10 protein-coding genes are annotated in these 14443 nt (G+C 53.4%); 6 read left to right on the top strand and 4 right to left on the bottom strand.

Features of this window, described 5'->3' with window-relative positions; all coding sequences use genetic code 11:
* Positions 1-29 precede the first annotated feature (29 nt).
* Positions 30-1088 carry an extracellular solute-binding protein gene (locus AC2TDA_RS16585; RefSeq protein WP_480879826.1) on the bottom strand — a complete coding sequence of 353 codons (1059 nt, stop codon included), beginning with the start codon at positions 1086-1088 and terminating at the stop codon, positions 30-32.
* 156 nt (positions 1089-1244) lie between these two features.
* Here AC2TDA_RS16585 and AC2TDA_RS16580 point away from each other — a divergent pair, with 156 nt between their 5' ends.
* The 5 genes from AC2TDA_RS16580 to AC2TDA_RS16560 all read left to right on the top strand — a co-directional run bounded on the left by AC2TDA_RS16580 (position 1245) and on the right by AC2TDA_RS16560 (position 8336).
* Complete coding sequence (locus tag AC2TDA_RS16580) at positions 1245-1823, top strand: TetR/AcrR family transcriptional regulator (protein WP_480879825.1); 579 nt, start codon at positions 1245-1247, stop codon at positions 1821-1823.
* A gap of 1166 nt (positions 1824-2989) precedes the next feature.
* Positions 2990-4846, top strand: coding sequence for an SLC13 family permease (locus AC2TDA_RS16575; protein WP_480879867.1), 1857 nt, complete (start codon positions 2990-2992; stop codon positions 4844-4846).
* A gap of 374 nt (positions 4847-5220) precedes the next feature.
* Positions 5221-6912 carry a thiamine pyrophosphate-binding protein gene (locus tag AC2TDA_RS16570; protein ID WP_480879824.1) on the top strand — a complete coding sequence of 564 codons (1692 nt, stop codon included), beginning with the start codon at positions 5221-5223 and terminating at the stop codon, positions 6910-6912.
* A gap of 10 nt (positions 6913-6922) precedes the next feature.
* Entirely contained in the window at positions 6923-7387 is a 465-nt protein-coding gene (locus AC2TDA_RS16565; RefSeq protein WP_480879822.1) for a putative molybdenum carrier protein, read from the top strand.
* Between the two features lie 97 nt (positions 7388-7484).
* Complete coding sequence (locus AC2TDA_RS16560) at positions 7485-8336, top strand: DUF4396 domain-containing protein (RefSeq protein WP_480879821.1); 852 nt, start codon at positions 7485-7487, stop codon at positions 8334-8336.
* A 532-nt stretch (positions 8337-8868) separates the two neighbouring features.
* Here AC2TDA_RS16560 and AC2TDA_RS16555 read toward each other — a convergent pair.
* The 3 genes from AC2TDA_RS16555 to AC2TDA_RS16545 form a co-directional block, all read right to left on the bottom strand.
* Entirely contained in the window at positions 8869-9381 is a 513-nt protein-coding gene (locus AC2TDA_RS16555) for a hypothetical protein (protein WP_480879819.1), read from the bottom strand.
* A 190-nt stretch (positions 9382-9571) separates the two neighbouring features.
* Positions 9572-10021: a hypothetical protein gene (locus AC2TDA_RS16550; RefSeq protein WP_480879817.1), complete on the bottom strand. Its 450-nt coding sequence runs from the start codon at positions 10019-10021 to the stop codon at positions 9572-9574.
* Positions 10018-13005, bottom strand: a complete 2988-nt coding sequence (locus AC2TDA_RS16545; protein WP_480879815.1) for a peptidoglycan-binding protein — start codon at positions 13003-13005, stop codon at positions 10018-10020. Before AC2TDA_RS16545 ends, AC2TDA_RS16550 begins: the two co-directional genes overlap by 4 nt.
* 887 nt (positions 13006-13892) lie before the next feature.
* On the opposite strand from AC2TDA_RS16545, the gene AC2TDA_RS16540 reads away from it, so the two are divergent.
* On the top strand, positions 13893-14258 hold the full coding sequence (locus AC2TDA_RS16540) for a putative quinol monooxygenase (protein ID WP_480879813.1): 366 nt from the start codon (positions 13893-13895) through the stop codon (positions 14256-14258).
* Positions 14259-14443: the final 185 nt, after the last annotated feature.

Here is a 14443-nt window from a genome sequence, read left to right as displayed (position 1 = left end):
GCCGCACAGCATTTGACTGACAGCAAGATTTATTGCTGCAGCATGTCAGTCCACAAATCCTGCATCTTTAGGTCAAGCTCTGCACTTGGGATTGGGTACAGTTGCGTGCGGGCAAGGTAGTCGTCCTGCTGGTCCCAGCGCAGCGCAACTTTCTGATCGTCTGTCAGATGATCACCAGCTGCTGCATTGGCTGGCATCGCCCAATAGCAAGACGATGTCGCAAGGCGGGCCTGTCCTTCAGGGCTGGTGATGTATTTGACGAATTCAACCGCGAGGTCCTTGTTCTCGGAACCCGCGAGAACACCGATGGATTGCGACCAGCGCAGCGCACCTTCTTCCGGAACGCTCCAATCGAGATCAGAGTTCTCGGCAGATAGAACCGCCGTCAGCCACTCGCCGCCGCCAATGACAACATCAACCTCACCTGTAGCAAGGGCTGTCTGGCTGGCGACCACATCGGCCACGGATTGCGATGCGGCCTTCAGGCCATAGACACGATCACGCAGTCCTTCGACAGCCTCGGCATCCAGATCAGAGGTGTTTACCCCCTGCTCCAGACTGACCAGCCCAAGCAGTGGCAGGTAGTAGTCATAGATGGCGATCCGCCCATCATATTTTCCACTCCAAAGGTTGCTCATGTCGTTCATATCAGCGGCGTCTACTTTCGCCTTGTTATAGGCGATCGTGTTGTAGCCGAACTTTTCGGTTACGGCATAAGTCACCCCATCACGGGTGTTGTTCTCGGCCATCACGACTTCAGGAAAGAATGATGCAGTGGCCAGCTCGTCCGCAGGCAAGGGCGCAAGGCGATCTTCGTCAATTGCACGCCCTACGTCGACTGTATCGATCACCATTACATCCCAATCACCGGGACGCGACTGATCGAGAATGGCAAGACCGGCGGCGGTACCTTCATACTCCTTAATGTTGACCCGCACGTCATGCGCCTGCTCGAACGGTTCGAGCAAGGCAGGATCAGCGTGGTCACACCAGACAAGAGCATTCAGCTCTCCTTCGGCAAGCACGGCTGTAGTGGAAAGCAGCATTGCAGATGTGGCGGTAAGCACAGTTAGGATACTTTGTTTCATAGTCGCCCTCCCAGTTGGAATAGTTGTTTTGGTGGATGCTATAAGGCTTGCATACTCATAATTTTGAAGTCAATATGATTTTATAGTCACTACAACTTTGGAGGCTGCATGGTTGGTTTAAGGCAGAAAAAAAAGGAAGAAACGAGCCGAAAGATCATGGATTGCGCATCCAAGATGTTCCGTGAGAACGGTTATGAGGCCGCGCGCATTGAGGACATTGCAGCAGAAGCCTCCCTATCGGTGGCGACTTTCTACAACTACTTCAATTCAAAAGCGGATATTCTGCTGGCGACGGTTGTTGCCGAGACTGAGATTGTCATCGCAGCGGTCGATGCTTGCATTGAAAAAAGGAATCAGAGCCTTGAAGCCACCTTCGACGAAATCGCGAAATGCTATTTCGACATTTCGTTTCAGTATACCTCACGTGAAACGTGGAGCACGGCCGTAGCGCGCACGTTGCTGGACCCAAACGCAGAGTTCAGTCGGCGTTACTTTGAAATTGATCGACAACTGGCATCTCAACTCTGTCGATTTCTCAAGACCCGGCAGGACCAAGGGCAGGTCGCAAGCGATATCGACATAGAAGCAGTCGGGCAGCTTTTGTTTAACAACGTGAACATGAACTTTCTGGAGTTCATGCGCAGGTCGGACATGATGTCAGAAGAGGTTCGTTCTATTGTGAATGCACAAAGTGCCCCAATCTTCAGGTGCATTTCGGTGAAGCAAACATGTTAGGAAATCAATCCCTTCGATTGGTGTGTGGGAGCTGGCATTAAGCGATCTGGTGCCGATAAGGCTTTCTCAGGTTGTTGGCCGGGTGACGGCGGGGTAGCGAAGGATCATGCTGGGTTTACCCGACCCATCCTGCATCAAGGGCCTCCGGTTTCCTCCTTCCGTGACCGGTTATACCGTATGGGCGTATCGCCGATTTTCCCTCAGCCTGAGGGACGTCGAGGACCTTCTTGCGTCACGCAGGATCCGGGTTACGCGTTTCGATGGTCAGATCGCTGCGAAAGTAGCCGGGGCCGGCCCGTGCCTTCGGATAAATGGTATCTGGACGAGGTGGTAATCCTGATCGAGGGTCAGAAACATGCACTCTGGCGAGCAGCTGCTTCAAATGGCCCCTCTCAGCGAATGCAGTGTATTCGCCTGCCGGGTAGCGGATGTGCTCGATGCTCTGGTTCAGTCGCGCTGGGACAAGAGTGCTGCCAAGCGTTTCTTTCGAATGTTGTTTCGGCGTTGGGATAGGCCTTAGGTGCAGGTGACATGCAAACTCCGATCCTATGCCGCAGCCAAGGTCGAGATTGCCCCCGGAATCGAACATCGCCAGAACAAAGGTCTGAGTAATCGAGCTGAAGGTTCGCATTTGTGTCGGCCACGTTGGGTGATATCGACGTCGCCAAAATGATCCGTATGGGGCAGTTCCTTGAAGCGACAACATCAGGCTTACGACAATTGGCGGGATAAGTTTTTTCAGGCGAAATGCAAACGCTGGGCGTTCAAATGTTTTCGAAGCATCCGTATTGTATTCAGGGTGCTGTCTGTTCGAAGCGCGTATCGAAACTCCACATTAGCGCTTGTTGGCTTCCAATACTCGAAATGCCGTTCCTCGTACGACCAGAGGTATTTTTGCGATCCTGGTTTTCGGAGTTCGAGCCTTCGGTAGGGATCGTCAGCAGTGCGTGGGAGTTACGAGTTTTTGGTGTTGCGCCGAGAAATGTTCGTCGAACAAGATGTCCCGATGAGGGTAGGCGGCCATTTCAGCGAAACTTTATTTCGTTTTACTGAAGGAAATCGAAACTTCATGACAAGGCGGGTGCTATACTTTAGTTGTTCACCTTAGATCAATTGAAGACAATTTTTCGGTGAACTCTGTGGAACATATAGGCTTTACGTTCGAGATGGGGGTGGTTTGTGCTTTGTTGGCCTTCACCGTCTTTCTGTTCGTGTCCGAGGTTGTCAGAATTGATCTTTCTGCCATTCTGGTCTTGGTTATCGTCGGTCTTCTGAGCTACGCGCCCGGGCTTGAAAACCTCGCAGATGTTCCGCACCTGTTTGATGGGTTTGCCTCAAATGCCGTGATTTCCATCATCGCGGTCATGATCGTGGGCGCGGGCCTGGATAAAACTGGCATCATGAACAAGGTCGCCGCAGTCATTCTGAAGTACGGTGGCACAGCCGAGAACCGAGTGCTGCCAATCGTTTCAGGTACCGTCGGCGTTATTTCATCCTTTATGCAGAATGTGGGGGCGGCCGCGCTGTTCTTGCCGGTTGTCAGCCGGATATCGTCAAGGTCCGGGATTCCGCTGTCACGTCTGCTGATGCCAATGGGTTTCTGTGCCATATTGGGTGGCACAATGACGATGGTCGGATCGTCACCGCTTATCTTACTGAATGATCTGATCCTAACAGCAAATCAAGGGTTGCCCGCCGGTCAGAAAATCGAACCGTTCGGTCTTTTTTCGGTGACTCCAATCGGTGCCGCCTTAATTCTAACCGGGATCGCATACTTTCTGTTACTTGGACGCTGGGTACTGCCGGGCGACGCAGGTTCTGATAGCACAGGCACCGGACAGGGCACACAAGAGTACCTGCAACGGGTCTACGGTCTTAAGGCGGATGTTTTCGAAGTGATTGTACCGGCGGACAGCCCGCTGGTGGGGCATATTTTGGCCGATATTAATCACGAAAACCATCTCTATATCATTTCGACCTTTTACCGAGGCAAAACCTCGATGGTACAGGTCCTAACGGCCGAGATTGCTGCGCCCTGCAGGCTTGCGATCATAGGGAACCGGTGGGCCGTGGAAGAATTCGCTCAGAAATTCGGTCTGACTGTCCTTCCGGAACTCGACATTTTTGTAGAAGAGTTTGCACCCACTAATGCAGGAATAGCCGAAGTCGTTGTAACACCTGACAGTAAGCTGATCGGAAAGTGCCCGCGCGAGCTTTTGTTCCGCAAGACATATGGCATGTCGTTACTTGCAATTCATCGAGGAGAAGAAACGCTCAGTCATGTGGAGACAGAAACGCACGAGTCCACCCAAATCGGGCTCGAGAATTTCCACGCGGGCGACATGCTTGTTGCGCATACAAGATGGGACAACCTGATGCGGATCAAGCGGGATCCGGATTTTGTCGTCGTAACAACGGATTTTCCGCAGGATGAACTGCGGCCGCAGAAGGTCGGCTGGGCCCTGGCCTTTTTCGCGATTTCGTTGTCGCTGATTTTGTTCACCGACGTGCGGTTATCGCTGTGTCTGTTGACTGGAGCCGCCGGAATGATGCTCACCCGGGTGCTTAGCGTGGACGAGGCATACCGCGCAGTCGGATGGAACACCGTTTTCCTGCTCGCGTGTCTCATACCGTTGGGGCAAGCCGTGCAAAACACTGGAACTGCAGCGTGGATTGCGCAGCAAATCATGATCATACTGAATGGATGGCCGATCTGGGCGCTTCAGGCCGGGGTTGCAATTTTGGCCACTGCTTTTTCGCTCGTGATGTCAAATGTCGGGGCCACCGTGTTGCTTGTCCCACTTGCCGTTTCGATTGCAGTAGCGGCTGGTGGCAACCCTGCGGTCTTTGCGCTTACGGTCGCCATTTCGACTTCAAACAGCTTTATCATTCCCACGCATCAGGTAAACGCGCTGATTATGGGTCCCGCAGGCTATAAGGTCATGGACTTTGTGCGTTCAGGTGGGGTCATGACCATCCTGTTCCTGGTTGTTTCCTTGTTGATGCTCAACGTAATGTATTGAGCCAACCAATCCGGTGAACAATCAATCGCGTGGTCGTGCGAACCTTGGGATCAGCTGGGCACCCAAGCTTTTGTTTCCAGTGCAATCGTGATGCCGCGGATGTAATTTGCAGGTCGCAGCCTTGGTCGGGAATGCCTTTGAAGCGGAGTGACGCGCTTAGCGTCGAAAGCCGTAATCGGGTAAATTTTCTGGAGTATTTCGCATGCGTTCTGAACCTAAGTGAAGGGGCGACCTTTTAGCGATTTAGTAGGTTCCTCCACATCTACAGTGATCTGTTCGAACAAGCGCCCGCACCCCCGTAGTTTTGAGAATCCAGTCTCCGCGCATAAGATGCGCGATAGTTGATTTTAGTAATTGATAGCGAGGAAACTGGCATGGCAACAGAGCGATGGACTGTCGGGTCATATTTGGCGAAGCGTTTGCAAGAGGCTGGAATTGAGGACTACTTTGTGGTGCCAGGTGATTACAACTTGGTGCTGCTGGATGAGTTGCTGGGCAACCCGGATCTGCGAATGATCAGTTGCTGCAACGAACTCAATGCGGGCTATGCAGCGGACGGATACGCTCGTGCAACCGGAGGGCCGTCGGCAGCAGTCGTGACCTTTTCTGTAGGCGGTTTGAGCCTGCTCAACGCGGTCGCTGGCGCATATGCCGAAGACCTTCCACTGATTGCCATTTCCGGTGGCCCCAACACAAATTCTGAAGCCGAGTGGGAATACTTGCATCATACACTGGGCGAGGTCGACTACGGTTACCAACGGGAAATGTTTGCCCGTGTCACGGCGGAAGCTGTAATGATACATCATCCGTCACTCGCGCCCGTGGCAATTGACAGGGCTATCGATACGGCAATGCTGCGCCGAAAGCCTGTGTATATCGAAATAGCTTCGAACATAGCGGGATCGCCCACCTCTGCGCCCGTCCCCCGCAGTTTCGCCAGACGAGCGAGCAGCGATCCAAACACGCTGGCAAAGGCAGTAGACCAAGCCTCTGAGTTTCTGAATGCCGCAGAGCGGCCCGTACTGGTCGCGGGAAGCAAGGTACGTGCGGGTCAGGCAGAGGCTTCCTTGCGTGCTCTTGCTGAGAGTTGCGGCTACGCTCAAGCGTCCATGCCCAACGCCAAAAGCTTTTTGTCCGAAGCACACGAGAACTTCATGGGGATTTATTGGGGCCCGGTAAGCACTCCTGGTTGCGGTGAGATTGTCGATGCGGCGGATGGGCTGCTGTTCGTCGGGCCAGTTTTTACTGATTACACTACAACTGGTCATCAGCTGGGATTTGACACCAGTAAAGCGGTAATGGTTCATCCAAACTCGGTCCAGCTGGGACAGACTCATTTCAGCAATGTGAACATGAGCGAATTCCTGGATGCGCTGAACGGCAAGCTGAAGCCCAACGATGGTGCGATTAGGGCTTTTGAACGCGTGAGGACTACCAGTAGCTTGCCTGAACCCGCTGAGGCTGAAACACCAATCACTGTTCGCCAGCTATTCGCCAGAATTCAAAGGATGCTGGACGGCGATAGTGCTCTGCTCGTTGAAACAGGGGATTCATGGTTCAATGGAATGGGTGTTGATTTGCCTGATGGCGCGCGGTTCGAAATCCAGATGCAATATGGTTCAATAGGATGGTCCGTCGGTGCAACGTTGGGTTACGCGCTTGGCAACGGTGAACGCAGGCTGGTTTCTTGCATAGGTGATGGTTCCTTTCAATTAACCGCGCAGGAAATCTCGACAATGATCCGGTACGATACGAACCCGATCATATTCCTGATTAACAACGGCGGTTACACAATCGAAGTAGAGATCCATGACGGACCGTACAACACTATCAAGAATTGGGATTACGCTGGTCTGATCGACGTATTTGGCGCCGGCGAAGGCAAGGCATGGGGCTGCAAAGCAACCACAGAAGGAGAGTTGGACGCGGCAATTGAAAAGGCACAAGGCCACGACGGCTTGTGCTTGATTGAGGTGCTAATTGATCGCGACGACTGCAACGTGAACTTGCTGAGATGGGGCAATCAGGTCGCACGAAACAATAGTCGACCAAACCGGTGTCGCTAGGTATTTCTCGGTGAAAATCGTAACGGGCGGTCAATCCGGTGTCGACTTGGCGGCGCTGAAATTCGCGCATGAGAGCGGTTTTTCCTACGGGGGATGGGTCCCGAAAGGTCGGACAAATGAGTTTGGCAAAATCCCTTCAATTTATAGAGGTTTGATCGAAACGCAGTCTCACGATGTCAGTGAAAGAACGAAGCTAAACGTTCGTGACAGCGATGCGCTGCTTGTATTTGTTGATGGTTCGTCAAGCCGAGGAACACAGCTTGCAATCGACTTTGCCAGAGAAATAGGAAAACCGTACCTGATCGTAGACGTCAGAGATGGAACAGATACCTGCGCAGGGCAAGTACGATCGTGGGTAACGTCGAAATCTATCGCGGTGCTGAATATAGCTGGTCCGAGAGAGACTGAGGCACCGCAAATCGGCGCTAAAGTGGCAGAAATACTAAATGGGTCTCTAGGTCGGAACAACGGGTGACCTAAGGGTCAAAGCACGGTTTTTCTTTCCTTAGACACGCCCTCTGAAGCCGTCTACCCTTATCTTAACCTTGGCTCCTTTCTCAGAGGAGGTTGAAATGCTCAATGGCGCAATGCTTGTCTGGTTTCTTTTGACCGGTGCCAGTGTGGGCTTTGTCATTTGGGATTCAATAAGCAATGGTGTGACAAGCTGGGTGCAGCGGGCGGCCTGGATTCTCGTTACTCTCTATACCGGCCCGATTGGTTTGTTTTTTTATCTTCTTGCATGCCGTCGCCCATTTCCGGGAGGTCATGACCGCTATACTCAACCCATTTGGAAACAAGGCATCAACAGTGAAATGCATTGCGTCGCCGGTGATGCCACCGGGATTATTTTCGCTGCAATTCTCGTCCATTTCCTAGCTCTTTCTAATGGGTGGGATATTGTGATCGAATACGCATTTGGTTTTGTGTCCGGGCTGTTCATATTTCAGGCGCTGATGATGAAGCCTATGTTTGGAAACTATTGGCTCGCGGTCCGGAAAACGTTTTTTGCTGAAACGGTCTCGATGAATATGGTGATGACGGGGATGATCCCCACGATGGTCCTGCTTGCGGCAGAGTGGCCGGGCTCCGAAAATCCGCTGACCCCACAGTTTTGGTTTCGCATGAGCCTTGCAACTGTCGTCGGCGCAATAGTCGCTTTTCCGATAAACCGATGGTTGGTGGCCAATCACCTGAAACATGGTTGCATGACGCTACCCGGAGCGGATGGTCCGGCCCCAGCGCTTGGACATGCCTCTTCCGAGCCTGACGCGATGGGCGCCAATGGCGAAGGTCAAATGTCAGATCACGGTATGGAAATGAAAAGCCTATCGGTTGGGAGTGTGATTGCTTGGATATTCGGCACGTATGCAATCCTGATCGCCGCGCTGTGGATAACTTCCTTTTTTACTTCAATCCGCTTTTAAGAAAGGCGCTACTAGAACGTCCCTCACTGGGTTTTCGGAAGGTGCATGCATCTTTGAGGCAGATGGGTTGGGGGAGCACACAAGGCGACCATCGATGTCATGTTGTGTAATGCCCGGACTGCGCTCGCTGCAGGCGTTGCCTTAGTTCAGAATGTTGTGACAAGCTATTCTTGCGCGTCCTGTTTGAGAAATTGGATGCAGTTGTCTGATTGCAAAGCGTACACGCGTGATGAAAACCAGACTGAGCGAGCCGCTGGTTCTTCCCTGTGGCGCGAGCCTGAAAAACCGTTTATCCAAAAGCGCCGTGATCGAAGTGCTCGCAGATGCGAACGACAATCGAACAGAAGGCCATCAAAGGTTATATCAACGATGGGCCGCGTGCGGCATGTCCGTTCAAGTAACGGGCAACGTCATGATCGATCGGAGATATCTAGTACGACAATGATATCCGGGTGCTGCGTCCTCTGCGTGTTATAGCCGCGAGTTTCTTGCTATGGACGCATTAGGAATATCACTCGCCCGAACACCTTTTTCATCCTGGAATAGTCTCCGCCGCCGTATCGAAGTTCCTGCCACGCATGCCCTTTCCCCGCTCGCCGCTGACCCGACATTCGACATTAGCTTGGCAATCCGCCTCGCTGAGAACATATTTTGGTCGCCCACGCGGTGCGAGGCGGAACAAAGGCCAGTCTTGATCTGATCCGGCTTTTGGTACTTCGATGCGTTTCGCAACAAAGGACGGGCATTCCAAGCCGCCCGTAAATTCCCCGACAAGCAGTTCCCGATCTTTCAGGTGCGTGCCGGTAATGCCCTTCAGAATACCCTTGGGAGTGGTCTTTTCGCGAGCCAAACCCCCCGGGCCAAGTTCCATTCGACCGTCCACAAACCGGCCGGAGACCTGCTGTTCGTCGATGTCGCCGACGAGTTGCCTAGTGACTTCGCCTTCCGGGGCAGAGAGCATGAGCGAAAAGTAGGTATTCGATTTGCAACCCGTGAGCCAGCCAGACTGCTCTGCGTTCCAGAGCACTTGCAGGGTGGGCAGCAAAAATAGAGATCACCGCGATCAGAACGGTGGCGGGCAAAATAACAGGTTTGCGACAGTCACTACCTCGCGCGGCATCAATAGTCGGCTTTGTAAGTCTGTGAGGTGAAACTCCCGCGTCCCTTGCCGTACCCTCCAGAGCAATAGGGTGTGTCATGACGTGAAGAACACTCGCTGAGCTGGGCAGGCCGGATCAGAAACCGGGGCAACCGGCTCGTCTGATTGCGTCTATGGCCCTGCTGGAGCCAGAAAGAGTAAACGCGTCCAGTCCACGATGAATGTCCCAAACTTCAACCCAATTGCCCGCACGCAACGCATTCACTACGAGCAGATATCCTGGCCGACCTCCGGTGCTGCAACGGTTGTCACGGCAAGACATGGAAACGTCAAAGCGCGAATGCCCATCAATAACAATAACGTAATTCGCCTGCGGATCGCTCTGAGCGACGATCGGGCGAAGATCCGGGGAGATTACAATGCCGACTTCGCCACTGTTGCCGCAATCCACGGCAAGTTCCGTTCCGCCTGGGCTTACCACCACCGCCTTTCCCGCCGGGGCGTGCGCCACGTAGGTCCAATCCTCTGCAGCAAGTACCGCGAAAGGTGCCAACAAAAAGAGAACGAGGCTGAACGTTCTGATCATGGCCGCCTCCAGAGGTAAATCTGGTCGTGCCCGATCTCTTCGGGACCGACGGTTACCGCTGGGCTCAAACTAATTGCCGTTATCGAAGTTCCGGTTTCGACCAGCAGATCAAAAATGTCGTCCCCGCGAACCGTTGCGTCAAAGGGAAGGTCCAAAATCAAACGATCTTGTGGATCTCCAAGGCCCTGGATGTAGATAGTTCGCATGTGAGAGACGCGGCTGGGAGGGGCAAAAAAGCTGCGCGCCACGACTACCAAATCGGGTTCGCCGTCGTTGGGAGAATAGATTTCTGCGCTAAGTGCGTCGTCCTCACCACAGAGCAGGACGATGTCGGCTCCGTCACCAGGTTCGACGCTGGCCTGATTGTCGAGAAGAGTGATCCGATCATTTCCGTCACCGGCAAGCAACCGTGCCTCTGATCCGACCCAGGTTTCTGGCCGATCTTCTAGAACAGCTTGAACGATACGATCATCGGTCGGACCGTATACGGCGGAGCCTTGTTCGTTGACTACCTTTCCGGGTTGCTCGACGGGCACGTCCGCCGCCGCCATCTCTGCCGGATCGCAGGAAAGTGGCGGCAACGCAAAGTCCGGCGGGTTGCCGGTCATGCTTCGAGCCTCCCACAAGCTTGTGACATCTAACGTAGCGCCCACTTCGGGCGTGCGCCTAGTCGGTGTCACAAGCCGACCTATATCCATGCTGGGAGCGAGCACTGCTATAGAAGACTGGGCGCGGGCAACCCGATCAGATTGATCGCGAATATCCAAGGGGTGGTTGAGAACAATGTCGACGCCATCCAAGCGGACTGTAGTCTGGAAATTGTACCCCCCGATACTCTGAACATCTGTCCCCGGTGGCAGGATCAGGCGATCAATCTCGGGGATGAACCCGAGTATGTTGATCCGGCGAACCTGACCATCTGGCACGCCCTGGAAAACGGCATCGGCAACGACGACAGTATCCGGTGCAAGATCCGGTGATGCATGCTGATCGAGTATGATCGTGGCCTCGAGATCCTCAAGCGAGCAAAGCACAAAAAGGTCACTTCCCGCTTCACCATATATTCCGGAGGCACCACTCACATTCGCCAGAAAGACAATATCGTCACCTTGGCCAAGGGCCATCACGTGTTGTTCGCCGTCACCCTGATGAAAGAGCATGTCGTCGCCGGCACCCCAGTACGCCGAGTTCCAGGCATCAATCATCTCAACACTTGGTCCGCTCGCCCACGGACGAAGTGGCGCGACCAAGCCACCGCAACCGGGCACAGCGGTTCCCTGCGTGATCAGATCCAGGCTTCCGGGACTATCAACTCCGGGTACAATTTCCCGCCCTATAATCTCGATCGGTGTACCGTGGCCACCGTGGCCGAGATTGTCACTTCCATGTTTGCCGTCGTGGTCTTCATGGCCGCCAAGCCCAATCCTTTCGCCCGTTCCGGAGTGAACAGCGGCAAGACCTTCTGGCGGAACCAGACCCGCCATGGCCGCCTCAAAGTTGAAATCACGCGAGCTTTCCCCTTTGGGAGCTTCCGACCAGGTTATTCCCTTTGAAAGAACTTGAACATTTGCCAAATCAGCCGAGAAATTCGTGACCGTTATGTGTCCAATCTCGACACTGCTGCTGCCCATCATCGGTCGGTCGGTGATGGCGGGTTTAATGTGGCTTCGTACTGTTATCCGATCAACTTCCGGGTGGAAATCGGACAACATTAGTTGCACCCCACCGAGATGCTCAGCGTCTTCGAGTGCATCCTGATGAATAACGAGTGTGTCGGGTATACTGTCCGCTACAATACCCTGCGGAGATCCGAGAGTCAGGCTGGCGTAGTTGCTTTCGAACGAGCAGATATGCAAAATATCCGTTCCATTTCCGCCTGATACAACGGTGCGGCGCCCGCCATTGACCAGCAAGATCAGATCATCGCCGTCTCCGGCCATTCCCATTATGCCGTATTCGTCCGGCGCGATCAGAATGCGGTCGTCTTTACTTGTCCAAATCGCTTCAAGATATTTTCCTTCTTCTATAGGTGCTAACGTTTGCGGCACCTCAAGGTGGTCGGGAATGTCGACGATGGTGGATGTCGCTTCTGACGGAGCCGCGAAAGACAAGTCTTTCGCGATGGCGGCGCAGCTCGTGTCGATTAAGCCGCTATGGGAAGAGCGGCCCATTTCACCAGAAGGTGACGTGGTTTCGGTAGCGGCCACTGCGTCCTGATTGGAAATATCTTCGGAATGACTCTCTGCGACAGGCGTTTTACCAAAGTCCGGAGGGGCACCTGCCGCGATACGTGCCAGGTAAAAACGACGGTCAATCAAAGTTGCTTCAAGGCAATCTTCGGACGCAATACACTGATCTCGCTGATCTTTGATCCAACGCCTTTGTTCCTCGCGAAGTATGTCTTTCTCGATCGGCGTCAGTCTCTCAAGGGCTGACGTGTAGGTGCCGGCGACGCTGCTATCCAAATGTGCGAGAGTGTCATTCTGACAAATCGTATTCTCCGTGGGACTGGAGGCCTTTTCACAGTCAAAACTCGCTCGGCCCGTCGTGGGTGGGGGCACGGTCACTGGCTCCTCACTCAGGGTTTCGCCGTGCAGGCGCCGATACGTCCCGACATGTGCAGCCCAGGCCTGCGCGACTTCGGACCGAACCTGCTGGCCAGGTTGGCCTGTGAGCCGAAGCCCATGGTCGCGCTCAAACGCCGATATTGCCCCCCGAGTCCGCTGACCCATGAGGCCATCGGCGGGGCCGGGGTCATAGCCGAGCTCTGCGAGCTGCAGCTGTAAGTCACTGATTTCAGAGCGTGACGCCGCAGGTGGCTGTTGCTGAACTTGAGCTTTTGAATTCGTTTTTTGCTGCGGGGACTGATCATTAAGGTCGATGACCTTTCGCCCGATATCCAGCAGTTCCAGCAGGTCTTGGGACGCAGCCTGCCCGGCAAAAAAACAAATCAGAATGCAAACAATCGGTCTTACACACAGCATCGCAGAAACCCCGCAGCTGGTAGTCAAATAGACTCCATAAATGTGCCAGTTTCGTGCTTGAACGTCAATTTTTCTGGAATCCTGACCTCGTAAACGCTCTGCCCTGCGGCGGTATGCCCTATGCCTCTAACCGGGACGCTATTTCTCTGAACAGTGATTTTTCAAATCGGGTCTGAGTATGCAGAGGATAAATGTCTCGCCGGATCGTGCCCTCGTCGTGGCTGCTTCCCAGGCAGATCCGAAGCAAGGGTTGCGCAGCTTTGAGCAAGACTATCGACAAGTAAGACAAGCCTTGCGGCTGAAACGAATGAGTTCTTACCCAAGTTGCGAATGAATTGGATTTGCCGCCAACTTTGTGGACTTTTGAATCGCACAGAGCCTGGGCGCCAATTGACCCAAACGAAAAGGTGCACCCGGTTTTTTTGAGACGGTGGTTCTGTTCAACCATGCCCCCTTGAGATGATCGGTAGATTCTGTAACGATTACGGCAATTCGTACAACACTAGAATTTCTCGCAATACAGTCTGTGACTGATCTGGGTTTAGGTTGCCTGACATCCTGAAGAGACAATTGTCACTTCTCCGGAAACGTCCTCAGAGAGACTCCGCCAACTTTCAGACAACAGCCATCATCGGCCAAAGGAGATTGAAAGCCGGATTAATATAGCGTCGCTTAATGTATTTTCAGAATGCGATGCAGGCTTAACATCAGACGAACCCTATCTTTTGTTCAGAGCCATGCCAGCTTGTTCCAAATCGCCTGCGGCCGGACATTGCACGACCTGAAGCACAAAGCTGCTTCGTTGGTAAGCTGCCATCAGGCTGAGGCAACACAATCGTTGGACACAAATATGAATTTATGACCTGACCCTTGAAAGGAGAGATGAATTGTTTAGCACGATTGCAACATGGTACTTGAAACCAGAGTGCCAATCTGAAGGCGTTGCTGCGCTCCGTCGGCTCGCCAAGGATGTCGAAGAGAACGAACCGGACACATGGGGTTACCTCGTGCATTCCGGCGGCGGGGATTCTTCACCGCCAAACAGCGACGGCACCATTGTTTTTGTGGAAATCTACAAGAACAAAGAAGCCTTCCTTCACCACGTGAAAGGCCCGGTCTTTTCGAAGTTTATGACTGATCATGGCAATCTTTTCCAAGCCGGGCCGGGCGGCGATAGCCCCTTCGTCCAGGTTCAGAATGTTGACCGCATTCAAGGCTTCCTGCGACCCCAAGCCAGTTCTGAGAAAGGCTGATCGCACACAACCCCAAGCCGCTGGTGAAATTGTGGTTAGGCCGACGGACATCCCAAGCGCGACTGGCGCTGCTTCTTGAGCTCTCGCTCAAATACGATATCCAACACAGAATTTGGGGCGCAGCGTCAATTGTTCGCAGATCTGACATTTATCTCCGTGTTTCTGGTCGTCCTTCGGTCGATCCA

The organism is Ruegeria sp. HKCCD6426, from assembly GCF_057221115.1.
The sequence above is the reverse complement of the archived record's forward strand: the minus strand, read 5'-3'. Positions and strand labels throughout refer to the sequence as shown.